General features: G+C 70.1%; 30 protein-coding genes. 22 read left to right on the top strand and 8 right to left on the bottom strand.

What is annotated here, in order from left to right; genetic code table 11:
- Positions 1 to 84 precede the first annotated feature (84 nt).
- On the top strand, positions 85 to 1,548 hold the full coding sequence (locus ABZ370_RS22120) for a helix-turn-helix domain-containing protein (RefSeq protein WP_358623463.1): 1,464 nt from the start codon (positions 85 to 87) through the stop codon (positions 1,546 to 1,548).
- A 13-nt stretch (positions 1,549 to 1,561) separates the two neighbouring features.
- The gene (locus tag ABZ370_RS22125) at positions 1,562 to 2,050 is read left to right on the top strand and encodes a hypothetical protein (protein WP_358623466.1); all 489 of its coding nucleotides are present in this window, start codon (positions 1,562 to 1,564) and stop codon (positions 2,048 to 2,050) included.
- 189 nt (positions 2,051 to 2,239) lie between these two features.
- Here the strand turns inward: ABZ370_RS22125 and ABZ370_RS22130 are convergent, their stop codons facing one another.
- The gene (locus ABZ370_RS22130) at positions 2,240 to 2,671 is read right to left on the bottom strand and encodes a MarR family transcriptional regulator (protein ID WP_358623469.1); all 432 of its coding nucleotides are present in this window, start codon (positions 2,669 to 2,671) and stop codon (positions 2,240 to 2,242) included.
- Between the two features lie 306 nt (positions 2,672 to 2,977).
- Between ABZ370_RS22130 and ABZ370_RS22135 the strand changes: the two genes are divergently transcribed.
- From ABZ370_RS22135 to ABZ370_RS22160, 6 genes are all read left to right on the top strand, one after another.
- Positions 2,978 to 4,051 carry an alkene reductase gene (locus ABZ370_RS22135; protein ID WP_358623472.1) on the top strand — a complete coding sequence of 358 codons (1,074 nt, stop codon included), beginning with the start codon at positions 2,978 to 2,980 and terminating at the stop codon, positions 4,049 to 4,051.
- Positions 4,052 to 4,153: 102 nt separating this feature from the next.
- Positions 4,154 to 4,522: a PPOX class F420-dependent oxidoreductase gene (locus ABZ370_RS22140; protein ID WP_358623475.1), complete on the top strand. Its 369-nt coding sequence runs from the start codon at positions 4,154 to 4,156 to the stop codon at positions 4,520 to 4,522.
- Positions 4,523 to 4,650: 128 nt separating this feature from the next.
- A complete protein-coding gene (locus ABZ370_RS22145; RefSeq protein ID WP_358623477.1) occupies positions 4,651 to 5,037 on the top strand; it encodes a nitroreductase/quinone reductase family protein in 387 nt (128 codons plus the stop codon).
- Between the two features lie 514 nt (positions 5,038 to 5,551).
- Positions 5,552 to 6,256 (top strand): 3-oxoacyl-[acyl-carrier-protein] reductase, encoded by a 705-nt coding sequence (gene fabG / locus ABZ370_RS22150; RefSeq protein WP_358623479.1) that lies wholly within the window; start codon positions 5,552 to 5,554, stop codon positions 6,254 to 6,256.
- A gap of 5 nt (positions 6,257 to 6,261) precedes the next feature.
- Entirely contained in the window at positions 6,262 to 7,032 is a 771-nt protein-coding gene (fabI, locus tag ABZ370_RS22155) for an enoyl-ACP reductase FabI (RefSeq protein ID WP_358623482.1), read from the top strand.
- 182 nt (positions 7,033 to 7,214) lie between these two features.
- The gene (locus ABZ370_RS22160; RefSeq protein ID WP_358623484.1) at positions 7,215 to 7,550 is read left to right on the top strand and encodes a hypothetical protein; all 336 of its coding nucleotides are present in this window, start codon (positions 7,215 to 7,217) and stop codon (positions 7,548 to 7,550) included.
- Between the two features lie 23 nt (positions 7,551 to 7,573).
- Here ABZ370_RS22160 and ABZ370_RS22165 read toward each other — a convergent pair whose 3' ends face one another.
- Entirely contained in the window at positions 7,574 to 8,251 is a 678-nt protein-coding gene (locus ABZ370_RS22165) for a FadR/GntR family transcriptional regulator (RefSeq protein ID WP_358623486.1), read from the bottom strand.
- 155 nt (positions 8,252 to 8,406) lie between these two features.
- On the opposite strand from ABZ370_RS22165, the gene ABZ370_RS22170 reads away from it, so the two are divergent.
- The 4 genes from ABZ370_RS22170 to ABZ370_RS22185 all read left to right on the top strand — a co-directional run bounded on the left by ABZ370_RS22170 (position 8,407) and on the right by ABZ370_RS22185 (position 10,938).
- Positions 8,407 to 9,756, top strand: a complete 1,350-nt coding sequence (locus tag ABZ370_RS22170) for an MFS transporter (protein ID WP_358623489.1) — start codon at positions 8,407 to 8,409, stop codon at positions 9,754 to 9,756.
- A 23-nt stretch (positions 9,757 to 9,779) separates the two neighbouring features.
- Entirely contained in the window at positions 9,780 to 9,896 is a 117-nt protein-coding gene (locus ABZ370_RS22175) for an SGM_5486 family transporter-associated protein (protein ID WP_358623491.1), read from the top strand.
- A 210-nt stretch (positions 9,897 to 10,106) separates the two neighbouring features.
- Complete coding sequence (locus ABZ370_RS22180) at positions 10,107 to 10,322, top strand: hypothetical protein (RefSeq protein ID WP_358623493.1); 216 nt, start codon at positions 10,107 to 10,109, stop codon at positions 10,320 to 10,322.
- A gap of 97 nt (positions 10,323 to 10,419) precedes the next feature.
- Positions 10,420 to 10,938, top strand: coding sequence for a histidine phosphatase family protein (locus ABZ370_RS22185; RefSeq protein WP_358623495.1), 519 nt, complete (start codon positions 10,420 to 10,422; stop codon positions 10,936 to 10,938).
- Positions 10,939 to 11,056: 118 nt separating this feature from the next.
- On the opposite strand, the gene serB is transcribed toward ABZ370_RS22185, so the two are convergent.
- The gene (gene serB / locus ABZ370_RS22190; protein WP_358623498.1) at positions 11,057 to 12,292 is read right to left on the bottom strand and encodes a phosphoserine phosphatase SerB; all 1,236 of its coding nucleotides are present in this window, start codon (positions 12,290 to 12,292) and stop codon (positions 11,057 to 11,059) included.
- Here serB and ABZ370_RS22195 point away from each other — a divergent pair.
- On the top strand, positions 12,291 to 12,461 hold the full coding sequence (locus ABZ370_RS22195) for a hypothetical protein (protein WP_358623501.1): 171 nt from the start codon (positions 12,291 to 12,293) through the stop codon (positions 12,459 to 12,461). The genes serB and ABZ370_RS22195 overlap by 2 nt on opposite strands.
- Before the next feature lie 215 nt (positions 12,462 to 12,676).
- A complete protein-coding gene (locus ABZ370_RS22200) occupies positions 12,677 to 15,334 on the top strand; it encodes an FHA domain-containing protein (protein WP_358623503.1) in 2,658 nt (885 codons plus the stop codon).
- Between the two features lie 88 nt (positions 15,335 to 15,422).
- Here ABZ370_RS22200 and ABZ370_RS22205 read toward each other — a convergent pair whose 3' ends face one another.
- Entirely contained in the window at positions 15,423 to 16,196 is a 774-nt protein-coding gene (locus ABZ370_RS22205) for a lytic transglycosylase (protein ID WP_358623505.1), read from the bottom strand.
- A 448-nt stretch (positions 16,197 to 16,644) separates the two neighbouring features.
- On the opposite strand from ABZ370_RS22205, the gene ABZ370_RS22210 reads away from it, so the two are divergent.
- The 3 genes from ABZ370_RS22210 to ABZ370_RS22220 all read left to right on the top strand — a co-directional run bounded on the left by ABZ370_RS22210 (position 16,645) and on the right by ABZ370_RS22220 (position 18,816).
- Positions 16,645 to 17,802 carry a GAF domain-containing sensor histidine kinase gene (locus tag ABZ370_RS22210; RefSeq protein WP_358623506.1) on the top strand — a complete coding sequence of 386 codons (1,158 nt, stop codon included), beginning with the start codon at positions 16,645 to 16,647 and terminating at the stop codon, positions 17,800 to 17,802.
- A complete protein-coding gene (locus ABZ370_RS22215) occupies positions 17,795 to 18,451 on the top strand; it encodes a response regulator transcription factor (RefSeq protein WP_358623508.1) in 657 nt (218 codons plus the stop codon). Before ABZ370_RS22210 ends, ABZ370_RS22215 begins: the two co-directional genes overlap by 8 nt.
- Before the next feature lie 137 nt (positions 18,452 to 18,588).
- On the top strand, positions 18,589 to 18,816 hold the full coding sequence (locus ABZ370_RS22220) for a chaplin (protein WP_358623510.1): 228 nt from the start codon (positions 18,589 to 18,591) through the stop codon (positions 18,814 to 18,816).
- A gap of 100 nt (positions 18,817 to 18,916) precedes the next feature.
- Here ABZ370_RS22220 and ABZ370_RS22225 read toward each other — a convergent pair whose 3' ends face one another.
- Positions 18,917 to 19,720, bottom strand: a complete 804-nt coding sequence (locus tag ABZ370_RS22225) for a hypothetical protein (protein ID WP_358623512.1) — start codon at positions 19,718 to 19,720, stop codon at positions 18,917 to 18,919.
- Between the two features lie 110 nt (positions 19,721 to 19,830).
- Between ABZ370_RS22225 and ABZ370_RS22230 the strand changes: the two genes are divergently transcribed.
- The 3 genes from ABZ370_RS22230 (at position 19,831) to ABZ370_RS22240 (ending at position 22,260) form a co-directional block, all read left to right on the top strand.
- The gene (locus tag ABZ370_RS22230; protein WP_358623514.1) at positions 19,831 to 20,622 is read left to right on the top strand and encodes an ABC transporter ATP-binding protein; all 792 of its coding nucleotides are present in this window, start codon (positions 19,831 to 19,833) and stop codon (positions 20,620 to 20,622) included.
- Positions 20,623 to 20,728: 106 nt separating this feature from the next.
- A complete protein-coding gene (locus tag ABZ370_RS22235) occupies positions 20,729 to 21,154 on the top strand; it encodes an NfeD family protein (RefSeq protein ID WP_358623516.1) in 426 nt (141 codons plus the stop codon).
- A 137-nt stretch (positions 21,155 to 21,291) separates the two neighbouring features.
- The gene (locus ABZ370_RS22240) at positions 21,292 to 22,260 is read left to right on the top strand and encodes an SPFH domain-containing protein (protein WP_358623518.1); all 969 of its coding nucleotides are present in this window, start codon (positions 21,292 to 21,294) and stop codon (positions 22,258 to 22,260) included.
- A 96-nt stretch (positions 22,261 to 22,356) separates the two neighbouring features.
- Here ABZ370_RS22240 and ABZ370_RS22245 read toward each other — a convergent pair whose 3' ends face one another.
- Positions 22,357 to 22,860, bottom strand: coding sequence for an HNH endonuclease (locus tag ABZ370_RS22245; RefSeq protein WP_358623564.1), 504 nt, complete (start codon positions 22,858 to 22,860; stop codon positions 22,357 to 22,359).
- Positions 22,861 to 22,964: 104 nt separating this feature from the next.
- Positions 22,965 to 23,504 carry a YbhB/YbcL family Raf kinase inhibitor-like protein gene (locus ABZ370_RS22250; protein ID WP_358623519.1) on the bottom strand — a complete coding sequence of 180 codons (540 nt, stop codon included), beginning with the start codon at positions 23,502 to 23,504 and terminating at the stop codon, positions 22,965 to 22,967.
- Positions 23,505 to 23,591: 87 nt separating this feature from the next.
- Here ABZ370_RS22250 and ABZ370_RS22255 point away from each other — a divergent pair, with 87 nt between their 5' ends.
- The gene (locus ABZ370_RS22255; protein WP_358623522.1) at positions 23,592 to 23,927 is read left to right on the top strand and encodes a barstar family protein; all 336 of its coding nucleotides are present in this window, start codon (positions 23,592 to 23,594) and stop codon (positions 23,925 to 23,927) included.
- 73 nt (positions 23,928 to 24,000) lie between these two features.
- Here ABZ370_RS22255 and ABZ370_RS22260 read toward each other — a convergent pair whose 3' ends face one another.
- Positions 24,001 to 24,783, bottom strand: a complete 783-nt coding sequence (locus tag ABZ370_RS22260) for a sporulation protein (protein ID WP_358623525.1) — start codon at positions 24,781 to 24,783, stop codon at positions 24,001 to 24,003.
- A 155-nt stretch (positions 24,784 to 24,938) separates the two neighbouring features.
- On the opposite strand from ABZ370_RS22260, the gene ABZ370_RS22265 reads away from it, so the two are divergent.
- A complete protein-coding gene (locus ABZ370_RS22265; protein ID WP_358623527.1) occupies positions 24,939 to 25,601 on the top strand; it encodes a DNA-3-methyladenine glycosylase in 663 nt (220 codons plus the stop codon).
- Positions 25,602 to 26,133 lie beyond the last annotated feature (532 nt).

Below are 26,133 nucleotides of genomic sequence, written 5' to 3' on the forward strand. Positions count from 1 at the left end.
CAGGTGTTACCGAAGCGGTAATACGCTCGTTCCTGGTTCGGGACACAGCATCGGTGCGCCTACGATCGACCGGAAGTTGGACCCATGGACGCCAACGCCACCACCCCCGGCCCGCTCGCCCCAGAAGTCCTCGACAGGGACGACCTCCGGCGAGCCCTGGACGAGCACGACTTCGCCGCAGCGTTCTCCTTGATCAAGAAGTGGGGCGGTCTGTCGCAGAACCGGATCGCCGCAGCCTGCCAGCTCACCCCGGGCAAGGTCAGCACGATCATGACCGGGTCCAGCAGAGTCACCTCTATCGAGGTCATCCGCCGGATCTCCGACGGGCTGCGCATCCCCGGCCACCTCATCGGCCTCGCGCCGCGCCCCTGGGAGTGCACGGACACCGCGCCAGAACAACTCCAGCCGCCCAGCCCCCACTCCGGGAAAGCAGAAGACGCCGTACCGTGGCGGCCGGACGCCACCTCCGGCATAGCCGCAGATCTGACCAGGAGCGACCTCGTGATGGACCGCCGAGCCGCGACGCGCGCCCTCGCGGGCGCGGCCGTCACCGGTGCACCACTCCTCGACGCCCTCGACGGGTGGCGCACACCCGCTGCTGCCGATGACCGGGCGCGCCGCCCCGGCCGCTTAGGCGCGCGTGAAGTGGAGGAACTGGAGGCCACCGCCCGCGCCTTCCGCCAGTGGGGCCGCAGCGGCGGAGGCGGCCTTCGCCGAAAGGCTGTCGCCGGGCAGTTGGCCGAGGTAGTGGCCGCTCTCGACGAACACCAGGCCCCGGCCATCGAACGGCGCCTCTACGGGGTCATGGCCCAACTCGCTGGAACCGCCGCCTCGATGGCCTGGGACGTCGGCCAGCAGCGCCGCGCCCAGGACTATTACCGCCTGGCGCTCCGCGCAGCCCACGCAGGTGGCGACTCCCGGTTCGGCGCCAACGTGCTCGCCGGTATGGCCCGGCAAATGCTGTACAACGACCGACCGCACGACGCCCTCGAACTCGTCCGGCTCGCCCAGGACGGCGCCCGCCACACAGCGGGCCCGCGACTTCGGGCGATGCTCCACACACGGGAGGCGTGGGCCCTGGCCCGCATGGACCGGCCGTCCAGTTTCCACCGCGCAACGGGACAAGCCGCCGAGGCGCTCAGCAATGCTGGCCGACTCGACAACGAGCCCTACTGGATCGGCTACTTCGACGGCGCCGAGCTCGCAGGAGTCACCGGCGGCAGACTCCTGGACCTGGCCCGCAACGACCCGCGCACCTACGCGGACCAGGCCGCTGGCCACATCCGTACCGCTCTGGACCAGCGCAACGCGGAGGCCGGTCGCGGCCACGCTCTGGACTGGATCGGGCTCGCCGAATGCGCCTTCCTGATCGGCGACACCGTGGGCGCAGTCGACCACTCCCGTCGCGCCGTCGAGGTCGCGTCCTGCCTGCGCTCCGGGCGCGTGCGCGCACAACTGGCGCAGCTCTATCCGTACACGGTGGGGGATGGTGTACCCCGGGCCGTCGCCGATGTGCGCGGTAGTCTCCGCACTCTGCTCACCACATGACGAGGAAGGCGCGATGACGACGATCGCTGTGACCGGGCACATGGACCTCACCGACGAGTCCGTGCCGCTGGTGCGAGCCGAGCTGGACAAGGTCCTCGCCTCCTACGAGACCTCCGGTCTGGTCGGTGTGTCGTGCATCGCGAAGGGCAGCGACAGCCTGTTCGCCGAGGCGGTCCTGGCGGTCGGTGGGAGCCTGGTCGTGGTGATTCCGTCGCAGGACTACCGGCAGGCGAAGGTGAAGCCGGACCACGCCGAGACCTTCGACCGCTTGGTGGAGGCTGCGGACGAGGTGCTGGTGATGCCGCACGAGACGGCGAACCGGCAGGCGTACGAAGCGGCGAACGCGGTGCTGTTGGAGCGTGCCGACCGCTTGGTGGCCGTCTGGAACGGGCAGCCGCCGGGCGGCAAGGGCGGCGGTACTGCGGACGTGGTGTACCAGGCCCGCGAGGCTGGTGTCCCGGTGGACGTCGTGTGGCCTGACGGGGCGACTCGCAGGGCATGACGAGAGCCCCCGCCCGGTTCGCAGGCCAAGCCCGGCGGACTCGACGGCGACGAGCACGCCGCCCAAAGGAAGCGCTGGCACGAAGCCGCCGCCGCGAGCCAGGCCGTCGTCACCGAGCATGCACAGGCGGGGGCGGGAAACGCCTGGCAGTAGCGTGTCCGCGTCATGGGGGCAGCCCCGGCGGGCCGACTACGCCAGGGGCGGCTGGCGTTCGGCGGTCTGGATGAGGCTGTCCTCGATGCGGGTCAGGGCGCGGATCAGGGTTTCCTGTTCCTCCTCGGCCAGGCCGTCGACCGTGTGCTCTTCGAGTTCCGCCCAGACCTGTTCGACTTCCTTGCGCAGGGCGAGGCTGGCGGTGGTGGGTTCGATGATGGTGGCGCGCTTGTCGGTCTCGCTGGGGCGGCGGCGGACGAAGCCCGCGTGTTCCAGTCGCTTGACCGTGCGGGTCATGGTGGCCGCGTCCGAGCCGAGCAGGCGTACGAGGTCGGTCTGACGCTGCGGGCCGAGGTCCCATAGCTGCATCATGACGAGCTCCTGCCCGGGGTGCAGCCCCACGCGGCGCAGGAGTTGTCCGGCGAGCATCCGGTGGAGGCGGGCCACGCGGAAGATCGCGTGGTTCATGGCCCCCGCCCGGATCGAGGGCGGCATCGGCGGGCGGGCCATGTCCGCGGCGGAGCAGTCCGTGGACGGTGCGGCGCCGGGGTCGTTCGACACGTCGTTCCTCACCCTCTCGCAGTGATTATTGCCTGGGCAGGGACACCCTATCGCCGCTCTCGCCGTCGGCTCGAGGGCGGTTTCCAGCACCGACCGAGCAGTGGGGAGTGACGCACATCACGGCCGCTGGGGAATCGATCCCCGGATTTACTTGTTCGGACAGGCAATGGCATCGTGTGGTGCCACGCGACCGAACCGAACAGGAGCCTGACCATGACCACGGCCTTCGCCCCCTACGACCTCGGCGGCCTCCGCCTGTCCAGCCGCATCGTGATGGCGCCCATGACCCGCAGCCGTGCGTACGGTCCCGGACAGAGCCCCACCGATCTGATGGCGACCTACTACGCACAGCGGGCGAGTGCCGGGCTGATCGTCACCGAGGGCACGCAGCCGTCGGCGATCGGCCAGGGCTACCCGGACACCCCGGGGATTCACTCCGCCGAGCAGATCGCGGCCTGGCGCAAGGTCACCGACGCGGTGCACGCCGAGGGCGGCAGGATCTTCCTGCAGCTCATGCACACCGGCCGGGTCGGCCACCCGAGCCTGATGGGCCTCACACCGGTCGGCGCCTCCGCGGTCACGGCCAAGGGGCAGGTCTACACGCACGAAGGGCCGAAAGACTTCGTCACCCCGCATGAGCTGACCGAGGCAGAGATCGCGGAAACCATCGCCGACTTCGTCGCCGCCGCGCGCAACGCCGTCGAGGCGGGCTTCGACGGCGTGGAGCTGCACGGCGCCAACGGGTACCTGATCCACCAGTTCCTCGCGCCGAACTCCAACCGGCGCACCGACGCCTGGGGCGGCAGCCCGGAGCGGCGCATCCGCTTCGCCGTCGAGACCGCGCGGGCCGTGGCCGAGGCCATCGGCGGGGACAAGGTCGGCTTCCGCCTCTCGCCCGGCAACCCCTTCAACGACATCGACGAGAGCGACCCGGCGGACGTGGAGGCCACCTACACCGCCCTCGTGGACGCGCTCGTCCCGCTCGGCCTGGCCTACCTGCACCAGATGGAGGCCCCCGATCTCCGCGACCTGACCGTGCGGCTGCGCAAGGCATGGCCGGGCACCTTCGTCCTCAACCCTTCCACCGGTACGGAGCCCACCGGCCCCGACGCGCTGGCGCTCATCGACGACGGCACCGCCGACCTGATCGCCTACGGGGCGCTCTTCCTCGCCAACCCCGATCTGCCCGCCCGCCTCGCCGCGGGCGGCCCCTTCAACGCGGCGGACCGCGCCACCTCCTTCGGCGGCGACCACCGTGGCTACACCGACTACCCGGCCCTCGGCTGACCGCCGGTCGCGTCGGTCACGCGGGGTGGGTGCCGTCCGGTCGGAGTACCGGCCGGGCGGCGTTACGCGCCACCGGCGGCAACCGACTGGAAGGGTGCCCTCATGGCCGACTTCACCGACGCGGATCGCGCGTACCTCCACAGCCAGCACCTCGGCCGGATGGCCACCGTCGACCCCGGCGGACAGCCGCAGGCCAACCCGGTCGTGTACTTCCTCCAGGACGACGACACCATCCTCATCGGCGGCCTGCGGATGGGCACCTCGAAAAAATGGCGCAACCTCCAGGCCAACCCCAAGATCGCGCTCGTCATCGACGACATCGTCAGCGTCACCCCGTGGAAGGTGCGCTTCATCGAGATCCGTGGCACGGCCGAACTCCTCGTCGGCCCCCATGACCTCGGCGCGCGCTTCAGTCCCGAAGTGATCCGCATCCACCCCGAAAAGATCCACCGCTGGGGCCTGGACGACTGACCAATAGTTGCCCGAACAGTGAATAACCGCCGTGAAACCGGAGACAAGCCATGAGCTTCACCACTCGACCAGGAACATATGGCGCACGGCAGCCCGGCGCCGCGGTTCGCTGGCTGAACAAGCTGACCATGCGTCAGATCGTCCGCAAGGGCGGCGGGAAGATGCTCGGCGGCCTGGACGCCCTCGTGCTGACCACGGTCGGCAAGAAGAGCGGGGAGCCCCGTAAATCCCCGGTGTGCTGGTTCCCCGGCGAAGACGGCAGCTGGCTGATCGTGGCCTCGGCCAACGGAGCCGCGAAGAACCCCGCCTGGTACTACAACCTCGCCGCCCACCCCGACCAGGCATCCATCACCCTCACCGGCCGGACCGTGCCCGTCGTCGCCGAACAGCTGCACGGCGAAGAACGCGAACGCGCCTGGCGCGGGATCGTCAACGCCTCGGAACGCTTCGGTCAGTACGAGCAGAAGACCGATCGCGAACTGCCCGTCATCCGCCTCACCCCGCGCTCCGCGTAGCAGCACGGGACTGATGGGGTGGGCTGGTCGACGGAGTTCGCGTGATTGGTGTGGCGACCGGACGTAGCAGCACCCCGCCAGCTGCGGGCCGCAGACACCGGGACCGTTGGTCGAAGTTTCCTCCGACGCAAGGGGCTGCGGACACGGCGAAAGCACGCCTCTCAGCCCCGAAGGCCGATGAGGAGCACGGGGGCGCGACGCCCCCCGCCTGCGCGGGGGTGGTCCGCGGGTATCGCGTACCCGGGTGTCGATCGCCTTGCGCTCCCCACGCAGGTGGGGGTGGTCCGAGCGAGCGGCGCAGCGGCAGAGACAGGTCAAGGCGCTCCCCGCGCGGGCCGGAGGCGACGGCCAGTGGGGCTTCTGTAGGAAGTCGACAGGGACCGGCGGGCGCCCCTGTGCGTGCTCGATTCTCCGGAGCCGCCCCCGGCCCGATAGTTTTCGTTAGTGCAAGGGTCGGCACACGTACCTACACGGCGTGGCGACAGGCACGACATCTACAAGAGAGGGTGGTCCCTTGAGCCGCTCGGTTCTCGTCACCGGAGGCAACCGCGGCATCGGCCTCGCCATCGCCCGGGCCTTCGCCGACGCAGGCGACAAGGTCGCCATCACCTATCGGTCCGGTGAGCCGCCGGCCGGCTTCCTCGCGGTGAAGTGCGACATCACCGAGCCCGAGCAGGTCGAGCAGGCGTACAAGGAGATCGAGGAGAAGCACGGCACGGTCGAGGTCCTGGTGGCCAACGCCGGAGTCACCCGTGACCAGCTGCTGATGCGCATGTCGGAGGAGGACTTCTCCGCCGTCCTCGACACCAACCTCACCGGTACGTTCCGCATGGTCAAGCGGGCCAACCGGGGCATGCTGCGGGCCCGTAAGGGGCGCGTGGTGCTGATCTCGTCGGTGGTCGGGCTCATGGGCTCCGCCGGGCAGGCGAACTACGCCGCGTCCAAGGCGGGTCTGGTGGGCTTCGCCCGGTCGCTCGCCCGTGAGCTGGGCTCGCGGAACATCACCGTCAACGTGGTCGCGCCCGGTTTCGTCGACACCGACATGACGCGCGCGCTCAGCGACGAGCAGCGTGAGGGCATCGTCAAGCAGGTGCCGCTCGCGCGCTACGCGCAGCCCGAGGAGATCGCCGCCTCGGTCCGCTTCCTGGCCTCCGACGAGGCCGCGTACATCACTGGAGCCGTCATCCCTGTCGACGGCGGATTGGGCATGGGTCACTGAACGACATGAGTGGAATTCTCGCCGGTAAGCGCATCCTCGTCACGGGCGTCATCACCGAGTCCTCGATCGCCTTCCACGCCGCGAAGCTCGCCCAGGAGGAGGGCGCCGAGGTCATCCTGACCGGCTTCGGCCGGGTCTCCCTCGTCGAGCGGATCGCCAAGCGGCTGCCCAAGCCCGCCCCGGTCATCGAGCTGGACGTGCAGAACCAGGAGCAGCTCGACGGGCTCGCCGACAAGGTGCGCGAGCACCTGGGTGAGGGCGTCGACCTCGACGGTGTCGTGCACTCGATCGCCTTCGGCCCGCAGGGCGCGTTCAACTTCCTCGAGGGCAGCTGGGAGGACGTCGGCACGGCCGTGCAGGTCTCGGCGTACTCCCTGAAGGCGCTCACCGTGGCCTGCCTGCCGGTCATGCCGCGCGGCGGCTCGATCGTCGGCCTGACCTTCGACGCGCAGTTCGCGTGGCCGAAGTACGACTGGATGGGTGTGGCCAAGGCCGCCCTGGAGTCCACCAGCCGCTACCTCGCCCGTGACCTGGGCGAGAAGAACGTGCGCTGCAACCTGGTCTCGGCCGGGCCCATCAAGTCCATGGCCGCGAAGTCCATCCCGGGCTTCGAGGAGCTGGCGGACGTCTGGAACCACCGGGCCCCGATCGGCTGGGACCTGACCGACCCGGAGCCCGCCGGACGCGGCGTCGTCGCCCTGCTGTCCGACTGGTTCCCGCGCACCACGGGCGAGATCGTGCACGTCGACGGTGGCGTGCACATGATGGGCGCCTGAGTCCCCGGACTCGCCGACACGGCCGCCGCCCCGTCCCGCGCGAAAGCGGGACCGGGGCGGCGGCCGTTCGTATGACAGCGCTCACCCGTTCGGGCCAGCGAGCGGGCGGACGGATGGCGCGGCGCGCAGGGTGGAGTACGACACGACTCGCGGAGCGACAGCCCGGCCGAGGAGGTCCTGCCATGCGTACGCCCCGGCGCTTCGCGGCCGCCTCGCTGCTCGCCGCCGCCGTCGGGTGCGTTCTCGCCGCCTCCGGCTCCGGCGCGTCCGTCGCACAGGAGCGCCCCCGGCCACGGGAGGCCGCCTGCTCCACCTCGGTGCGCGGCTCGCACGCCACCACCAGCTGCTTCAACCCCTACCCCGGCGCCGACCGGGTGCAGCTGCACGTCGAATGCGCTCGCTGGTGGGACCCGGACATGGACAGCCGCCGGGTGGAGGTGGGTCCGGCGCAGCACGTGGAGCTGGACGAGCGGTGCTGGAAGGAGATCCGCAAGGCGTGGGTGACCCACCGCCGGTGACGCCACGTCCTCCGTCGGCTGCTTCAGTCGGCGTGGGGCGCGAGCCGGCAACCGAACGGGTGGGTGCTCGCCTCGGCCGCCGCCCGTTCCCCGTCCCGTGCCCGGATGGCCTCCACCAGCCGCGCGTGATCCATATGGGTCTCGGGCCGCATATCGCCCACGTCGGCGCGCAGGAAGTCCCGTACCACCGAGCCCAGATCCGCGTAGAGCGCCGCCAGTACGTCGTTGTGGGAGGCGGCCACGATCGCCATGTGCAGTGTGGCGTCCGCCTCGGCGAAGACGTCCGCGTCCCCCGACTCCCAGGCGCGTTCGCGCCGGTCGAGCTGCGCGTCGAGCTGCTTGAGGTCCTGTACGGTACGGCGCTCCGCCGCGAGCTGGGCCGCCTTCGTCTCCAGGGCGCTGCGCAGCTCGGCCACGTGCCGCGATTCGGCGGTCGCGAAGCGGCGGTGCATCACCCCGGCCAGCTCGCTGGTCGCGAGGACGTACGTGCCCGAGCCCTGCCGGATGTCCAGCAGACCGTTGTGCGCCAGTGCGCGCACCGCCTCGCGCACCGTGTTCCGCGCCACCCCGAGCTGCTCGACCAGCTCGGGCTCGGTGGGGATGCGCGAGCCCACCGGCCATTCGCCCGAGGTGATCTCGGCGCGCAGCTGGGCGATCACCTGGTCTGCGAGGGCGGAGCGCTGGGTCGACGTCAGCGGCATGACTCTCCTGTGCCTGGGGCTGCTGGGACTGAGAAACGACACGTTTCACGACGAGGCGTTCCACGACGAGTCGTTCCATGATGCCGTCCCGTTGTCATCTGGCGATTACGTATCGACTGGACAGCCATTCATCCCATCATTCTATGATGGTCGGCATGTCCAACGACGACCTCGCGACGCTCGACACCGCGGCGCCCTCCCGACGGGACCCTGAACAGCGCCCCGCGCCCTCGCCGTGGCGCCGCCGCCTCGTGGTCGTCGGCCTGCTGCTGGCCGCGCTCAACCTGCGCCCCGCCGTCACCAGCCTGGGCCCGCTCCTGAAGGAGGTCCGGGACGACCTCGGCATGAGCGGAACCGTCGCCGGACTGCTCACCTCGATGCCCGCGGCCTGCTTCGCCGTCTTCGGGCTCACCGCGCCCCGGCTGGCCCGCCGCTTCGGGCCCGGAGCCGTCGTCTGCACCGGTCTCGCGGCCATCGCCACCGGTCTGGCGCTGCGCCCGTTCGCGGGCGGGACGGTGGCGTTCCTGTGCGCCAGCGCGCTCGGCCTGGCCGGGATCGCGGTGAGCAACATCCTGATGCCGGTGATCGTCAAGAGCTGGTTCCCGGACCGGGTGGGCTCGATGACCGGCCTCTACTCCATGGGGCTGTCGCTGGGCACGGCCAGCGCCGCCGCCGTCACGGTGCCCATGACCGACGCGCTGGGCGGCAGCTGGCGGGCCGGGCTCGGGGTGTGGGCGGCGCTCGCCGGGGTCGCGATGCTGCCCTGGCTGTTCCTCGCCCGCGACCGTACGCACCGCCCCTCCGGACCCGGTCAAGCGGCCGCGCCGGGCACCCCGGCCGCACCGAATGAACCGGCCGCGCCGGGCATCCAGGCTGTGCCGGGCGCCCAGGCCTCGCCGAGCACTCCGGCCGCGCCGGAGCCCGCGATCCGGATCACCCGGAGCCCCACCGCCTGGGCGATGGCCGTCTTCTTCGGCCTCCAGTCCACGGCCGCGTACATCACCATGGGCTGGATGCCGCAGATCTTCCGCGACGCGGGGGTCTCCGCCTCCACCTCCGGGGTGCTGCTCGCGGTCATCATGGCCATGGGCGTCCCGCTGGCCTTCGTCCTGCCCCGCGCCGCGGCCCGGCTGCGCAACCAGGGTGTGCTGGCCGTGGCCCTCGGTGTCTGCGGGATCATCGGGTACGCGGGGCTGTGGCTGGCCCCGGTCGGTGGCGCGTGGCTGTGGGCCGTCCTGCTCGGCGTCGCCAACTGCGCCTTCCCGCTCGCCCTCACCATGATCAGCATGCGGGCGAGGACCAGCGCGGGCGTGGTCCGGCTCTCCGCCTTCGCCCAGAGCACCGGCTATCTGCTGTCCATCCCGGGCCCGCTGCTGGTCGGCACGCTGTACCAGCACAGCGGCGGCTGGGGCGCGCCGCTCGCGCTGATGGCCGGGCTGATGGTGCCGCAGATCGTGGCGGGCCTGCTGGCCGGGCGTGACCGCACCCTCGAGGACGAGATCTGACCGGTGGGTGGGACACTGGCCCCATGCCAGTGCTCGATGAGAACCCGCCGGACGGTCAGAAGAAGCTCCTCCTCATCCTCGGCGTGATGCTCGGGATCACGGTCGTCATCGGCGTGATCGCCACCTTCGCCTCACCCTGATCCCCGTTCGCGCCCCGGGAGAAGGCCGCACGGCCTTGGCGGGGCAGGCCGCACCGCCCCGGGGGTCCGGGGGTGGGGCAGGCCCCACCATCCCCTAGGGGGCAAGGGTCAGGGGGAACTGGGTGGATCACCGGATGGGAACCGGCCCGCCCGCTCCGTAGCGTCGAACCATCCGAAGCGGCACGGTTCAGCGACCCGGAGGCGATCCCCATGTCCGCCCGCACCCCCACCCGGCCCGCGGCTCCGGCGGCCGGTGGCATGGACGTCCGGCTGCCGTGGTGGGCGCTCGCGCTGCCCGTCCTCGCCTTCGTGACGCTGCTGCTCGTGCTCACCGGGCCCTCCGACGCGCATGCCGCGAGCGGGCCCGGCGCCCTGTCACAGTTCCTGGAGCTGCTGTGGCAGACCCTCGGCCGTCAGGGGGCGTGACGGACGGTGTGCAGGGGTACCCGCCCGGTGCTCACTTAGATGAGCACCGTTTCAACACCCTGCGCCTCGCCAGCCGTTTCATGCGAAGCTGGGACGCATGAGCGTCGATGTGCCCCGCAGGATTGTCATTCTCCGACACGCCAAGGCCGACTGGCCCCAGGTGGCAGACCATGAGCGGCCGCTCGCGGAGCGCGGCCGCAAGGACGCCCCACTCGCCGGGCGCCGGCTCACCGAGACTGGTCTCGTCCCCGAACTGACCCTCTGCTCCACGGCCGTGCGTACCCGGGAGACCTGGAAGCTCGTGGTCCATGAGCTGCCCCAGCGTCCCAAGACCGTCTACGAGGAGCGGCTGTACGACGCCTCGCTCGGCGAGCTGATCGCGGTGCTCAACGAGGTGTCCGACGAGATCACCGATCTGCTGGTGGTCGGCCACAACCCCGGCGTGCACGCCCTCGCCGACGCCCTCGCGGGCCAGGCCGAGGAGGGCAGCCGGGAGCGGATGGCCCGCACCGGTTTCCCCACCTCCGGCATCGCGGTGGTGACCTTCAACGGCTCGTGGAAGTCGGTGGAGCACGGCGTCGGCCGCCTCGACGACTTCTGGGCGCCGCACGAGTAACCCGCCGCCCGCTCCCGTCCCCGCTCCCATCCCCGGTCCCCGCTCCTGTTCCACGCGCCACCACGCGACCTGCCCGCCTCGACAGCGAGGCGGGCAGGGGAGACCGGTGGCGGAGGAGTCAGTCGTCCACGTGCGCGTCCGCGGCCTCGACCTCTTCACGGGTCACGCCGAGCAGATACAGCACGGTGTCCAGGAACGGCACGTTCACCGCGGTGTGCGCGGCCTCCCGCACCACCGGCTTGGCGTTGAAGGCGACGCCGAGCCCCGCCGCGTTCAGCATGTCCAGGTCATTCGCCCCGTCGCCGATCGCGACGGTCTGCATCAGCGGCACCCCCGCCTCGTCCGCGAAACGGCGCAGCAGCCGGGCCTTGCCCGCCCGGTCCACCACCTCGCCGATCACGCGGCCGGTGAGCTTGCCGTCCACGACCTCCAGGGTGTTGGCGGAGGCGAAGTCCAGCCCCAGCCGCTCCTTGAGGTCGTCGGTGACCTGGGTGAAGCCGCCGGAGACCACCCCCACCTGGTAGCCCAGGCGCTTGAGGGTACGGATCAGGGTGCGGGCGCCGGGCGTCAGCCGGACCTCCGCGCGCACCTTCTCCACCACCGACTCGTCGATCCCGGCCAGCAGGGCGACCCGCGCGTGCAGTGACTGCTCGAAGTCCAGCTCACCGCGCATCGCCCGGGCCGTGACCTCGGCGACCTCGGCCTCGCACCCGGCGTGGGCCGCGAAGAGCTCGATCACCTCGTCCTGGATCAGCGTCGAGTCGACGTCCATGATCACCAGCCGCTGGGCCCGGCGCTGCAGCCCCGACGCCACGACCGCCACATCGACCCCGATGTCGGCGGCCTCGGTGGCCAGCGCGGTGCGCAGCGGCTCCGTCTCGGCACCGGAGACCTCGAAATCCACGGCCGTCACCGGATACTTCGCCAGCCGGAAGATCCGGTCGATGTTGCCGCCGGTGCCGGTGATGCGGGAAGCGATCGCGGCCACCGCCTCGGCGGTCAGCGGGTGCCCCAGCACGGTGACGTGCGAGCGGCCGGTGCCGCGCGGCCGGTTGTCGCCGCGGCCGGAGATGATCTCGGTCTGCATCCGCTGCGACTCGGCCCAGCTGTGCACGGTGGCCCGCAGCTCCCCCTCCGCCCCGTCGGCCTTCGGGGCCGTGACCAGGACGCACAGCACGATGCGGCCCCGGGTGACGACCTGTTCTATATCGACTATGTCCACGCCGTACGCGGCGAGGGTGTCGCAGAGCCCGGCGGTGAGGCCGGGGCGGTCCTTGCCGAAGATCTTGACAAGGAGGGTGGGATCGTCGTCGGCCGGGACGGTGGTGGCAGGGGGAATCTGCGATGTGCTCATGGTCTTCCCACCGTATCCGGCCGCCGCCGCCCCGCGCGCGGCAGCCCGCGTCGTGGACGGCCATACGGTGCGGAACATTCATGTGCCGGACGCCGCCCCGTCACCGCCGGTCCGTACCCCGCCGCTGATCGTGATCGCCACGGCTGAGCAGCGAGTGAGCGGCGAGTGAACAGCGAGATGCCCCGGATCGTCCGTGGTCGGACCCATCCGTGCACGCATACCGCTTTCCTGGAGTTTTCCGGGAGTTTTTCGGATGAGTCAACGTGCCCGAGATGCCGTCTTGTCAAAACCCGACTTCCGGTTAAGCGACTGAGCCTGAAATAGTTCCTCACGATGTTCGCCATCCCTAGACTCCCTGTCAGGGGGTAGCTCGGGGGACAACTAGTGGGGCATGGAGTGCCGGAACTCGTACTGGAATTGAACGGACGGACCTGGACGCTTGATCCATCCAGGTCATACAGCGTGGGGCGGGACCCACAGGGCGACATGGTGCTGGATGACGCCAGAGTCTCCTGGCGGCATGCCACGGTGCGCTGGAGCGGGCGCAGTTGGCTCATTGAAGATCACGGCAGCACCAACGGCACTTATGTGCAAGGGCAGCGAATCCAACAGGTGGAAATCGGCCCGGGCGCGGCCGTTCATCTCGGCAACGCGACCGACGGCCCCCGGATGAACGTTTCGGGGGCGGGCGCGGGCGCTGCCGCTTACAGCCCGCAGGGGGCCGTGGGCGCCCCTCAGCAGGCGCAGCAGTCCCAGCAGGCGCAGCACCCCCAGCAGTACCAGCAGCAGCCCCCACAGCAGCCGTATCAGCAGCAGCCCGGCGCGGGCTGGCAGCAGCAGGGCCAGCAGCAGCCCCAGGGCCAGCAGTCTCAGGGTCAGCAGTCCCAGGGGTGGCAGCAGCAGCCCCCGCAGCAGCAGCCGTTCGTCCCGCAGCAGCAGAGCTCGCGCGACAACCTCGCGCAGAACGGCCGCGGCGGCGGACCCGGCGGCTCCGGTGGACCCGCCGGCTCCGATGACGAACGGACCGGCCAGGGCGACCGCAGCCCGACGACGTTCCACCAGCTGGACGCGGGCCGGGTGATGCGCATCGGCCGTGCGCTGGAGAACGAGCTGGTCGTCTCCGACCTGCAGGTCTCCCGCAACCACGCCGAGTTCCGGGCGCTGCCCGACGGCCGCTTCGAGATCCGCGACCTCGGCAGCCACAACGGTACGTACGTCAACGGTCAGCCGGTCCGCCAGCAGGTGATCGGCCCGAACGACACCGTCGGCGTCGGCCACTCCACCTTCCGGCTGGTCGGCGACCGCCTCGAGGAGTTCGTCGACACCGGTGACGTCTCCTTCTCGGCCCGCCACCTCACCGTCACCGTCGAGGGCGGCAAGCAGATCCTCAAGGACGTCTCCTTCGGCGTCCCCGAGAAGTCGCTGATCGCGGTCATCGGCCCGTCCGGCTCCGGCAAGTCCACGCTGCTGAAGGCGCTCACCGGCTACCGTCCGGCCAACGAGGGCGACGTCCTCTACGACAACCGGAACCTTTACAAGCAGTTCGCCGAGCTGCGCCAGCGCATCGGTCTGGTCCCGCAGGACGACATCCTGCACAAGGAGCTGACCGTCCAGAAGGCCCTCCGGTACGCCGCCAAGCTCCGCTTCCCCGGCGACACCGCGACCGCCGAGCGCGAGGCCCGGATCGACGAGGTGCTGCGCGAGCTGAAGCTCGACATCCACCGGGAGAAGAAGGTCACCGCGCTCTCCGGCGGCCAGCGCAAGCGGGTCTCGGTCGCTCTGGAGCTGCTCACCAAGCCGTCGCTGATCTTCCTGGACGAGCCGACCTCCGGCCTCGACCCGGGCATGGACCGCGACGTCATGCAGCTGCTGCGCGGCCTCGCCGACGACGGCCGTACCGTCCTGGTGGTCACCCACTCGGTCGCCGAGCTGGCGCTGTGCGACAAGCTGCTGGTGATGGCGCCGGGCGGTGCCGTGGCCTACTTCGGCCCGCCGAACGAGGCGCTCAACTTCTTCGGCTACGAGAGCTGGGCGGACGTCTTCTCGGCGTTCGAGAACTACCGCGACTACGACTGGTCGGGCCGCTGGCGCGGTTCGCAGCACTACCAGATGTACGCCGCGGACATCGACTCCGTCGCCGCGCAGTCCGTCGATGTGCAGGCGCCGCCCGCGCGGATGCAGAAGTCGCAGAGCTGGGGCTCCCAGCTGTGGACGCTGATACGCCGCTACGTCTCGGTCATCGCGTCCGACCGCGGCTTCCTGGCGCTGATGGTGATCCTGCCCGCCGTGCTCGGCGCGGTCAGTACCGTGATCCCGTCGGACTTCGGCTTCGTCAAGGCGCCGAAGGGCATGTTCAACCAGGACTCGGGCACGATCACGCTCATCCTCGTGGTCGGCATGTGCTTCTCGGGCGCGGCCAACTCCGTACGAGAACTGATCAAGGAACGGGTGATCTACGAACGGGAACGGGCCGTCGGCCTGTCCCGCTCCGCCTATCTGATGTCCAAGGTGATCGTGCTCGGCGTGATCACCGCCTTCCAGGGCGTGATCATCTGCGCCATCGGCTTCGCGCCCCGCGAACTGCCCGACGAGGCGCTGATCATGCCGCCGGCCGTCGAGATGTGCGTGGCCGTCATCGCGATCGGCTTCACCTCGATGATGGTGGGCCTGGTGATCTCCTCGCTGGTGAAGACCGCCGAGAAGACCATGCCGCTGCTGGTCATGTTCGCGATCATCCAGGTCGTCTTCACCGGCGTCCTGTTCAAGATCTACGGGTCGCCCGGCATCGAGCAGTTCGCGTATCTGATGCCCGCCCGCTGGGCGGTCGGCGCGGTCGGCGCGACGGTGGACCTCGGCCCCGGCCCGGGCCATCTGATGGCGCCGTGGGACCAGAAGAAGCCGCTGGACACGGACCCGCTGTGGGAGCACACCATCGCCCAGTGGAGCATCGACATGGGCGTCCTGCTGGCGCTCGGCATCATCTGCGCGTTCGTGGTGGCGCGGCTGCTGCGCCGCCATGAGCCGGAGGTCATGCGCAAGTAACGGCGAGCCGGAAAAGAACAGCCCGAAGGGCGGCGGCACCCCTCGCACACAGGGGGTGCCGCCGCCCTTCGGCGTGGAGACGCCAGGCTTAGTACGGGCCGTTGACGTTGTCGATGGAGCCGTACCGGTCGGCCGCGTAGTTGCACGCGGCGACGATGTTGGCGACCGGGTCGTACTGGTCGAAGGGCGTGCCCGCGACGTGGTACGCCTGGAAGGTCGGCAGAATGACCTGGAGCAGACCCTTGGACGGCACACCGTTCTGGGCGTTGATGTCGTAGTTGTTGATGGCCCGCGGGTCACCGCCGGACTCCCGGATGATGTTCTTGTGGATGCCGTAGTAGGTACCCGGGATGTTGTGCTTCTTCATGATGTCGAGGGATTCCCGAATCCAGCCGTCGAGGTTGTCCGGGTAGGTCTTCTTGGCGGCGGCCAGCTTGGCGCGCGCGGCGGCACGGCTCGCGGCTTCCTGGGCGGCGCGCTCCTTGGCGGCGGCGGCCTTCACGGCCGCGGCCTTCACGGCGGCGGCCTTCGCCGCAGCGGCCTTCTTGGCGGCAGCCTCGGCGGCGGCCTTCTTCGCCGCCGCTTCCGCGGCGGCCTTCTTCGCGGCCTCGGCCTGCGCCTGCTTGCTGGCGAGGGTGGCCTGCTTCAGCAGAACCTCCTGCTGGGCCTTGCTGTCGACCTTCTGCGAGGTGAAGGCGACCGGCTTCGCCGGCAGGTCCTGGGCCGTCGTTTTGGCATCGGCGCTGCCACCGGGGACGAGCGCGAACGCCAGGGCGGCAGCACTGGCCGCGGCGACGCCGGCGGCGGAGTACTTGGTCTTCTTGTTGAGGCGGTTGTACCCGGAGATGCTGGGGAGGGGCATGGCGGAGTAGACCTCTTCCAATCGCTATGTGTCGCAGGCCAAATCGGCGCCCTTCGCGCCGTGTCTGGATCTACGGCGCCGTGCGACTGGGGGAAATTCTTAGCGGTCGCAAAAAGCTGTGGCAAAGGTGTGACATACGATGCTGCTTAGTGGGTAAGTAGGTCTTCGCTGCCCGTGCGAGCGGGCGTTCTCCCCGCTCAAGCCAGGTGAAAACATCCACTAACTGACTTCGTAAGTGATATACATCCTGTGGCAGGCGTCACATTGCGGAGTCTTTAATATCGCGAGGTGTGCCTGCGCAAATGCAGAGTGTCGCCGAAATTCCGGGCCCTTGTAACAGTCCCTTCGAGGGCCTTCACTACTTCTCGCGTCCTAGGTCTCAGGTCGCAATGAAGCGCTGCTGAAAGGCCTATACGCACTCTTCCGCGGCGCCGGTACGGTGAGCCCCATGACCAAAGGACCGGGTGGTGGAGCCGGGGCGGGCCTGGCCTGGGTGAGCAGTGCGCTCCTCGCGATGAGCAGGCATCTGGAAGTCCGGGATGTCCTAAAGACAATCGTTGTGTCCGCCCGTGAGCTGCTTGATGCGGAGTACTCGGCGCTGGGGGTTCCGGACGACCACGGGGGGTTTGCCCAGTTCGTAGTAGATGGCGTCAGTGACGAGCAGTGGAAGGCCATCGGGCCGCTGCCCCGCCAGCACGGAATCCTCGGCGCGATGCTCAGGGATGCCACCCCGCAGCGGCTGGCCGATGTCCGGCAGGACCCGCGATTCGAGGGCTGGCCCGCAGAACATCCAGATATGTCCGACTTTATTGGACTTCCCATCGCGGACGGCGAGGAAGTCCTCGGCGCGCTCTTCCTGGCCAACAAGCGATGCGCGAAACCGGGGGGCGGCTGCGGCTTCACCGCCGAGGACGAGGAGCTGCTGTCCATCCTGGCCCAGCACGCCGCCATAGCCCTCACCAACGCCCGGCTCTACGAGCGCAGCCGCGAGCTGACCATCGCTGGGGAGCGCGCCCGGCTCGCCCACGAGCTGCACGACGCCGTCTCGCAGAAGCTCTTCTCGCTGCGGCTGACCGCCCAGGCCGCCGCCGCGCTCGTGGACCGCGACCCGGTCCGCGCCAAGGAGGAGCTGCAGCAGGTGGGGGCCCTCGCCGCCGAGGCCGCCGACGAGCTGCGCTCCGCCGTCGTGGAGCTGCGCCCCGCCGCGCTCGACGAGGACGGCCTGATCGCGACCCTGCGCACCCAGGTACAGGTCCTGGACCGGGCCCACACCGCCCGCGTCACCTTCGAGGCCCTCGGCGTCCGGGCGCTGCCCGCCGCCCAGGAGGAGGCGCTGCTGCGGGTGGCCCAGGAGGCCCTGCACAACGCGCTGCGCCACGCCGACGCGGAGCGGGTCGACGTCACCCTCTCCCGGCACGGCCAGGGCGCCCTGCTGCGGGTGAGCGACGACGGCGGCGGCTTCGACCCCTCGGCGGTGCGCCAGGCGGGGCGGCACCTGGGGCTGGTGTCGATGCGCGACCGGGCGAGCGGCGTCGGCGGCGGACTGACCGTGGAGTCGGCGCCCGGCAAGGGAACCGTGATCGAGATGGAGGTGCCCGGTGGCTGAGCCACGGGACGGAAGCGCGGTCCGGGTGCTGCTCGTCGACGACCACCAGGTGGTGCGCCGCGGCCTGCGGACCTTCCTGGAGGTGCAGGACGACATCGACGTGGTCGGCGAGGCCCCGGACGGGGAGGAGGGCATCGCCCGGGCCGAGGAGCTGCGCCCCGACATCGTCCTGATGGACGTCAAGATGCCCGGCGTCGACGGCATCGAGGCGCTGCGCAAGCTGCGCGACCTCGGCAACCCGGCCCGGGTGCTGGTCGTGACGAGTTTCACCGAGAAGCGCACCGTGGTCCCCGCCCTGCGCGCGGGAGCGGCCGGGTACGTCTACAAGGACGTGGACCCCGACGCCCTCGCGAGCGCCATACGGTCCGTCCACGCCGGGCATGTGGTGCTCCAGCCCGAGGTGGCCGACGCGCTGCTCTCCCAGGACGGGGCGGGCGGCGGCCAGGGGCGCGGAGGCTCCCTCACCGACCGGGAGCGGGAAGTGCTCGCGCTGATCGCGGGCGGCCGGTCGAACCGGGAGATCGCCCGTGCGCTCGTACTGTCCGAAAAGACCGTAAAGACACATGTGTCCAACATTCTTATGAAGCTGGACCTCGCCGACCGCACCCAGGCCGCACTCTGGGCGGTACGCCATGGAATCGGGGCATGAACAGCGTTTCTCCGTGCAATCACACCAACGTGTGTATGTCACCCGAACAGCGCAACTCCGCCCGCCCCGGGCCGTTCTTCACGGCGTACTGCGGTGCTTCGCCGCAGCGACGCGTTATGGACGAAGGGTCTTGAGAAGTGAAGAACATCAAGAGGATCGCTGCCATCACCATCGCGGCCGGCGGTCTTGCCGTCGTCGGTGCGGGTGTCGCCTCCGCCCAGGACGGCCCCATGGCCGACGGCGGGGCGACCATGTCCCCGGGCGTCGTGTCGGGCAACAACGCCCAGGTGCCCGTCCATGTGCCGGTCCGTGTCTGCGGCAACACCGTTTCCGTCATCGGGACCATGAACCCCGCCTTCTGCTGAACCCTCCCCTCGGGGCAGATATCCGCTCAGCACCGACCGGCCCCGGAGGCACCGCCTCCGGGGCCGGCCCCATGCCGCGGGGGCGCGCCGGTCCAGGGCGTCAGGGCCCGCCCCGCTCCAGCTCCTCCACATACGCGTTGTACGCCGCCACCTGCGCCCGCCGCGCCGTGCGCTCCACCGGCCGCAGCGCCTCCGCCCGGGCCGCGATCTCCGACGCGCTCACCGCCCCGCCGTGATCCTTGCCGTCTCCGCCCGGTGCGTATGCGATGGCGATCAGCGCGCCCACCCGCTGCGCCAGCTCCAGCACCCGCAGGGCCCGCGGCGGATAGCCCGGCGCCAGCACCTCGCGCCCCCGCTCGGCCCGCGCCCGGTACGCCTCCAGCGCCGCCTGGGCCGCCGGACCGGACCCGGCCACATTCAGCCGGGACAGCACCTCGGTCGCCTCCCGCAGCGCCTCGGCCAGCTCCCGCTCGGCCTCGCCGAGCGACGGCACATCCGCGGGCGGCGCCTCCCGCACCGGCAGGCAGTGCCACACCACCTCGATGTGCTGATCGCCCTCGGGCCCCACCGCCGACACCTCGGGCACCAGGCCCAGCGCCACCCCCGTGGCCAGCGCCGCCTCCCCCGCGTCGAGCGCCTTCTCGTTGAACTCCGGCGGCCCGCTGAGCCCCAGCGGATGCCCCGCTATCGGCAGCGCCACCCGCAGCCCCTTGGCCCCGAGCGCTCTCAGCCGCCCCAGCGCCAGCGTCAGTCCGACCGGCCCGGACTCGCCGGGCAGCGCGGCCACCCGGTGCGACGCGTCCTCCCCGGCGATCCGGTGCGCGGCCTCGTCCGGTGAGACAAGTCCGGCGAGAAGGGCATTTCCCCAAGCTGCGAGGCGCCCTGAACGTGGTTCATCGAGCATGGAACCAGCCTAAGGACTGGCGCCGACAACGCGTGGCGTAGGTTTTCCTCTGGGGGCTGCGCCCACAGGCGCACGCGACACTCGAGACTGCAATGGGAGACAACGCGCTCATGAGCGAGGTTCTGGAGCTGGTGGACGTATCCGTGGTCCGCGACGGTCGGGCTCTGGTGGACGACGTCTCCTGGTCGATCAAAGAAGGCGAGCGCTGGGTGATCCTCGGCCCCAACGGCGCCGGGAAGACCACCCTGCTCAACCTCGCGTCGAGCTACCTCTTCCCGAGCGCCGGGTCCGCCCGGATTCTCGGCGAGCAGCTCGGCGCGGTGGACGTCTTCGAGCTGCGCCCGCGCATCGGCATGGCGGGCATCGCCATGGCCGACAAGCTGCCGCGCGGCCAGACCGTCCTGCAGACCGTGCTCACCGCCGCGTACGGCATGACCGCACACTGGCAGGAGAACTACGACGCGGTCGACGAGACCCGGGCCCGGGCCTTCCTCGAGCGCCTCGGCATGAACAAGTTCCTCAACCGCAAGTTCGGCACCCTCTCCGAGGGAGAGCGCAAGCGCGCCCTCATCGCCCGCGCGATGATGACCGACCCCGAACTGCTGCTCCTCGACGAGCCGGCGGCCGGGCTCGACCTCGGCGGCCGTGAGGACCTGGTGCGCCGCCTCGGACGGCTCGCCCGTGATCCGTACGCGCCGTCGATGATCATGGTGACACACCATGTCGAGGAAATCCCCCCGGGCTTCACCCACGTCCTGATGATCCGTCAGGGCAAGGTGCTCACCGCCGGGCCCATCGACATGGAGCTGACCTCCCGCAACCTCTCGCGCTGCTTCGGGCTCCCGCTGCTCGTCGAGCGCAACGGCGACCGCTGGACCGCCCAGGGCCTGCCGCTGACCTGAAATCACCCCCCGATGGCCTGAACCCCCGCCCCGAACACGGCGCATGCTCTCCGTGACCCGGATCGCGCCCTGTTCCTCGACGGGCCCCGAGAACTACCATGACCTTGTGGATTCGTGGGTGTGGTGGCTGATCGCCGCCGTAGGACTGGGTATCCCGCTCGTGCTGACCGCGATGCCCGAATTCGGGATGGTCGCGGTCGGTGCGGTTGCCGGAGCCCTCACCGATGCGCTCGGCGGAGGCATCGTGCTCCAGGTCATCGTCTTCTGCGCCGTATCGGTCGCGCTGGTCGCCGTCGTCCGGCCGATGGCGGTCCGCAGCCGCCGTCAGCAACCCGGGCTGCGCAGCGGCGTCGAGGCGCTGAAAGGCCGCCAGGCCGTCGTCCTCGAACGCGTCGACGACAGCGGCGCCGGCCGTATCAAGCTGGCCGGCGAGGTCTGGTCCGCCCGGTCGCTCGACCCCGGCCAGGCCTATGAACCCGGCCAGCAGGTCGACGTCGTCGAGATCGACGGCGCCACCGCCGTCGTCATGTAGACGCCGTAGTACCAAGAGCTGAGCGCCACCCCGCTCAGCTGCGGAGTCGGCCGTCGATCTGACAGACTCCACCCACAAGACCGGACTTGATCATCCCGATCATCCAGAAGCACGCATGAAGGGCACGGGGAGCCGCTGTGGAACCGATCATCATCGTCCTGATCATCCTGGTGGTGCTCGTCTTCATCGCACTGATCAAGACGATCCAGGTCATCCCGCAGGCCAGTGCCGCCATCGTGGAACGCTTCGGCCGCTACACACGCACCCTCAACGCGGGCCTCAACATCGTCGTCCCGTTCATCGACTCGATCCGCAACCGCGTCGATCTGCGGGAACAGGTCGTCCCGTTCCCGCCGCAGCCGGTGATCACCCAGGACAACCTGGTCGTGAACATCGACACCGTCATCTACTACCAGGTGACCGACGCCCGGGCCGCCACCTACGAGGTCGCCAGCTACATCCAGGCGATCGAGCAGCTGACCGTCACCACCCTGCGGAACATCATCGGCGGCATGGACCTGGAGCGCACCCTGACCTCCCGTGAGGAGATCAACGCGGCGCTGCGCGGCGTCCTCGACGAGGCCACCGGCAAGTGGGGCATCCGCGTCAACCGCGTCGAGCTGAAGGCCATCGAGCCGCCGACCTCCATCCAGGACTCGATGGAGAAGCAGATGCGCGCCGACCGTGACAAGCGCGCCGCGATCCTCCAGGCCGAAGGTATCCGGCAGTCCGAGATCCTGCGCGCCGAGGGCGAGAAGCAGTCCGCGATCCTGCGGGCCGAGGGAGAGTCCAAGGCCGCCGCGCTGCGCGCCGAGGGCGAGGCCCAGGCGATCCGTACGGTCTTCGAGTCCATCCACGCCGGAGACCCGGACCAGAAGCTGCTCTCCTACCAGTACCTCCAGATGCTGCCGAAGATCGCCGAGGGCGACGCCAACAAGCTCTGGATCGTGCCCAGCGAGATCGGCGACGCCCTCAAGGGCCTCGGTGGCGCGTTCGGCAACTTCAACCCGCTGGGCGGCGGGAACGGCGGCGGCTCCGCCCCGGCCGCCCCGACGGGCACCGGCAAGGAGGCCGCCCCGCGCCGCGAACAGCCGAGGATCGACTGACCGACGGCACGTGAACGTGTGAGAGGGCCGGTACCCACGACGGGTACCGGCCCTCTCACATGACGGCGCCGCCCTGCCGGGAACGGGCCCACGGGCTCAGGCGGGCAGCGCCAGCCACTCCGGCAGCCCGTCCCGCTCCGCCGCCCCCAGCGCCAGCAGCAGCGCGTCCGAAGGCGTCGGCTCGAACGGCGAGTTGAGCAGCCGCATCCCCGCCTGCTCCGGAGTCCGGTCCGCCTTGCGGTGGTTGTCCTCCGCGCAGCACGCGACCGTGTTCAGCCAGGTGTCCCCGCCCCCGCGCGACCGCGGCACCACATGGTCCACGGTCGTCGCCCGCCGCCCGCAGTACGCGCACCGGTGCTGATCCCGCACCAGCACCCCGCGCCGCGACCACGGAGCACGTCTTCGGAACGGCACCCGTACGTAACGGCACAGCCGGATCACCCGCGGCACCGGCAGATCGACCGCCGCGGCGCGCACCCGCAGCCCCGGATGGGCGCGTTCGACGACGGCCTTCTCCTGAAGGACCAGCACCACCGCACGCCGCAGCGTCACCGTCGACAGCGGCTCGAAGCTCGCGTTCAGAACCAGCGTCTCGCGCATCCCGACCACCTCCCGCATCCCGGCCACGCCCGCCTCCCCGTGACGGGCGGGCCGGGATCAACTCTGGCCGGGAGGATGGCCGAGGACAACGCAATTTCGCGGCGTCAGCCCGCCGCGGGCACCTCGTACTCGCCGATCAGATGCGCCCGGCCCAGCGTGTGGAAGCGCAGGTTGAAGCCGACCACCGCGGGCGTCGCGTCGGCGTCCGGGCCCAGCTTCTCGGTGTCCACCGCGTACACCGTGAACACATAGCGGTGCGGCCCGTCCCCGGGCGGCGGCGCGGCCCCGCCGAAGTCCCGGGTGCCGAAGTCGTTACGGGCGTGCACGGCCCCCTCGGGAAGCCCCGCGAAGCCACCGCCGCCCGCCGCGGCCGGCAGCTCCGTCACGGTCGCCGGAATGTCGAACAGCACCCAGTGCCAGAACCCGCTGCCGGTCGGCGCGTCCGGGTCGAAGCAGGTGACGGCGAAGCTCTTCGTCCCCTCCGGGAAACCCTCCCAGCGCAGCTGCGGCGAGGTGTTCCCCTCCGCCTGCACCTGGGCGGACGGCAGTGTGCCGCCCGCCGCCACATCGTCGCTCACCACGGTGAACGACGGCACCGGCGGATGGAAGTCATGGGGGAGCGGACGCCGGTTCTGGTCGGACACGTCGAAAACCTCCTGATGATCGCGGTTGATCAGCTGTCCGGCCAGCCTAACGAGACCGGACAGCCGCGGGCTGGCACCATGGCGCCCATGACAGGCCCGACCCCCGTCCTCCCCCTGCACCTCGACGGCGTGTCCGACAAGGACGGCTTCCTCGAGCGCTGCGCCCGGGACCTGCGCTTCCCCGACTGGTACGGGCACAACTGGGACGCGCTCGCCGACTGCCTCACCGACCTCTCCTGGTGGGGCGAGGGCGCCGAACCCAGCGGCTATCTGCTGCGGGTCCGGGGCTGGGCGGCGTTCCGCGACGCGGCACCCGATGCCGCGGCCATCGCGGAGGACATCCTCAGCGACGCCGTGACGTACTGGTCGGCCCGCGGCACACCGCTGACCATCTGGTACGACGACGGCCCGGACGACGCATAGCGCGCGGGGCGTGCACCGGATCATCCGGCGCACGCCCCGCGGGCAATCGTGTGGTCCAGGAACCCGCCGGGGCTCAGAACCAGTTGCGCTTGCCGCCGACCTCGGCGAGCCACTGGTTCAGATACGCGGCCCAGTCCGTCTCCTGGTAGGAGTCCAGGCCGACCGTGAAGGACCGGTAGGAGTCGCTGCCCGAGCTGAACAGCCCCGGCTTCTTGTCCATCTCCAGGACGATGTCCATCTCGCGGTCGTCGGCGACGAAGGACAGCTCCACCTGGTTCAGCCCCCGGTACTGCTGCGGGGCGTGGAACTCGATCTCCTGGTAGAAGGGCAGCCGCTGGCGCGTCCCGCGGATGTGCCCCTTCTCCAAGTCGGCGTTCTTGAACCGGAAACCGAGCGCACCGAACGCGTCCAGGATGGCCTGCTGGGCGGGGAGCGGATGCACATTGACCGGGTCCAGGTCGCCCGAGTCCACCGCACGCGCGATCGCCAGCTCCGTGGTCACCCCCACATGCATCCCGGTCAGGTGATGTCCAAGGAACGTGGTGACCGGAGTCTCCCAGGGGATCTCCAGACCGAACTGCACCGAGTGCACCGCACCCGGCTGCACCTCGAACGCGCCGCCCAGCTGCTGCTGGGTGAACTCGATGTTCTGCTTGATCTCCTGGTCGTCCCGCTCCACCTCGACCCGCGCTTGAAGGCCGACGGAGAGCCCCTCGATCTGCTGCGCGACAGAGCCGCCCTGGATACGGACCTCGCCCTGCACGACGCCACCCGGGACGACGTTCTCCTCGGTCAGCACCGTCTCCACCGAGGCGCCACCGGCACCCAAACTCGCGAGCAGCTTCTTGAAGCCCATGTTCTCCCTCTCAAGGACGCACTGTTGAACAGTAGATACGCGGAACAGTCGCCTGCGGTTCCGCAGGTCATACCCTCGCAGTGCGGTGGCCCGGCTCCAACCACCGGTACCCATCGGTTCCACTACGCTCGGACCGCGTGACTGACGGAGCCGAAGTGACCGATGGACCCGACCGCGCCCCGCTGGCCCGTGCCTTCTTCGACCGCCCGGTCCTGGAAGTCGCACCGGACCTCCTAGGGCGCATCCTCGTCCGACGCACCCCCGGCGGTCCCCTCGCCCTGCGCCTGACCGAGGTCGAGGCGTACGCGGGCCCGGCCGACCCCGGCTCGCACGCCTACCGCGGCCGCACCGAGCGCAACGCCGTGATGTTCGGCCCCCCGGGTCATGCGTATGTCTACTTCACCTACGGCATGTGGCATTGCCTCAACCTGGTCTGCGGCCCCGAGGGCTCCCCGAGCGGGGTACTGCTGCGCGCGGGGGAGGTGCTGTACGGACATGAGCACGCCCATGAGCGCCGGCCGAAGGCGCGCAACGATCATGAGCTGGCCAAGGGGCCCGCCCGGCTGGCCACGGCACTCGGTGTCGACCGCCGACTGGACGGCGCGGATGTCTGCGCGGGCCCGCAGTCCGCGCTGGAGATCCTCACGGGCCGCCCCGCCCGCCCCGAGCACGTGCTCAGCGGACCCCGCACGGGAGTCGGCGGCGAGGGCGCCACCCACCCGTGGCGCTTCTGGATCGACGGCGACCCCTCGGTCAGCCCGTACCGGGCGCACACCCCGAGGCGCCGGGGCCCGACGCGTCGTCAGGTGGGAACTTGACTCCGGTCGGCCGGAGGCCTAACGTAGCCCGAGCCGCTTGAGACGGGCAGCGTTGTCGACTCGACCAGCAGGTCGGGTCCCAGCAGCCCCAGGCGGCCAACCACTACTGAAGCTTCCCGAAGAGGGCCTTATTTCGCTGCGCGAAATCATGCCCTGGGGCTCCGATTAGGAGCTGAGCGGGAAATTCGCTAAAGTGGTGGACACGCCGGAAGGCGCGAAACACCCCGCTCCAACAGGGGGCCGGAAACGGAATTCGGACCGGAAACGGAACGGAAAACGGATCTGGTAAGGTTGGAAACACGAAAGGCCGAAAGGCACTGAAGGGAAAAGCCCGGAGAAACCGGTGATACGGTTTCAAAGGAAGCGTCCGTTCCTTGAGAACTCAACAGCGTGCTAAAAGTCAACGCCAAATATGTTGATACCCCGTCCGCATCGTTTAGATGTGGTCGAGGTTCCTTTGAAGAAACACACAGCGAGGACGCTGTGAACCATCGGATTATTCCTCCGGTGGTTCCGCTCTCGTGATGTGTAA

It is taken from the genome of Streptomyces sp. NPDC005962, from assembly GCF_040629205.1.
Classification (GTDB): Bacteria; Actinomycetota; Actinomycetes; order Streptomycetales; family Streptomycetaceae; genus Streptomyces.

Coding starts and splice junctions, on each gene's coding strand:
- ABZ370_RS22120 (WP_358623463.1), top strand. CDS start 85: ATGGACGCCAACGCCACCACCCCCGGCCCGCTCGCCCCAGAAGTCCTC.
- ABZ370_RS22125 (WP_358623466.1), top strand. CDS start 1,562: ATGACGACGATCGCTGTGACCGGGCACATGGACCTCACCGACGAGTCC.
- ABZ370_RS22130 (WP_358623469.1), bottom strand. CDS start 2,671: ATGAACCACGCGATCTTCCGCGTGGCCCGCCTCCACCGGATGCTCGCC.
- ABZ370_RS22135 (WP_358623472.1), top strand. CDS start 2,978: ATGACCACGGCCTTCGCCCCCTACGACCTCGGCGGCCTCCGCCTGTCC.
- ABZ370_RS22140 (WP_358623475.1), top strand. CDS start 4,154: ATGGCCGACTTCACCGACGCGGATCGCGCGTACCTCCACAGCCAGCAC.
- ABZ370_RS22145 (WP_358623477.1), top strand. CDS start 4,651: ATGCGTCAGATCGTCCGCAAGGGCGGCGGGAAGATGCTCGGCGGCCTG.
- fabI (WP_358623482.1), top strand. CDS start 6,262: ATGAGTGGAATTCTCGCCGGTAAGCGCATCCTCGTCACGGGCGTCATC.
- ABZ370_RS22160 (WP_358623484.1), top strand. CDS start 7,215: ATGCGTACGCCCCGGCGCTTCGCGGCCGCCTCGCTGCTCGCCGCCGCC.
- ABZ370_RS22165 (WP_358623486.1), bottom strand. CDS start 8,251: ATGCCGCTGACGTCGACCCAGCGCTCCGCCCTCGCAGACCAGGTGATC.
- ABZ370_RS22170 (WP_358623489.1), top strand. CDS start 8,407: ATGTCCAACGACGACCTCGCGACGCTCGACACCGCGGCGCCCTCCCGA.
- ABZ370_RS22175 (WP_358623491.1), top strand. CDS start 9,780: ATGCCAGTGCTCGATGAGAACCCGCCGGACGGTCAGAAGAAGCTCCTC.
- ABZ370_RS22180 (WP_358623493.1), top strand. CDS start 10,107: ATGTCCGCCCGCACCCCCACCCGGCCCGCGGCTCCGGCGGCCGGTGGC.
- ABZ370_RS22185 (WP_358623495.1), top strand. CDS start 10,420: ATGAGCGTCGATGTGCCCCGCAGGATTGTCATTCTCCGACACGCCAAG.
- ABZ370_RS22195 (WP_358623501.1), top strand. CDS start 12,291: ATGGTCTTCCCACCGTATCCGGCCGCCGCCGCCCCGCGCGCGGCAGCC.
- serB (WP_358623498.1), bottom strand. CDS start 12,292: ATGAGCACATCGCAGATTCCCCCTGCCACCACCGTCCCGGCCGACGAC.
- ABZ370_RS22205 (WP_358623505.1), bottom strand. CDS start 16,196: ATGCCCCTCCCCAGCATCTCCGGGTACAACCGCCTCAACAAGAAGACC.
- ABZ370_RS22210 (WP_358623506.1), top strand. CDS start 16,645: ATGACCAAAGGACCGGGTGGTGGAGCCGGGGCGGGCCTGGCCTGGGTG.
- ABZ370_RS22225 (WP_358623512.1), bottom strand. CDS start 19,720: ATGCTCGATGAACCACGTTCAGGGCGCCTCGCAGCTTGGGGAAATGCC.
- ABZ370_RS22230 (WP_358623514.1), top strand. CDS start 19,831: ATGAGCGAGGTTCTGGAGCTGGTGGACGTATCCGTGGTCCGCGACGGT.
- ABZ370_RS22245 (WP_358623564.1), bottom strand. CDS start 22,860: ATGCGCGAGACGCTGGTTCTGAACGCGAGCTTCGAGCCGCTGTCGACG.
- ABZ370_RS22255 (WP_358623522.1), top strand. CDS start 23,592: ATGACAGGCCCGACCCCCGTCCTCCCCCTGCACCTCGACGGCGTGTCC.
- ABZ370_RS22260 (WP_358623525.1), bottom strand. CDS start 24,783: ATGGGCTTCAAGAAGCTGCTCGCGAGTTTGGGTGCCGGTGGCGCCTCG.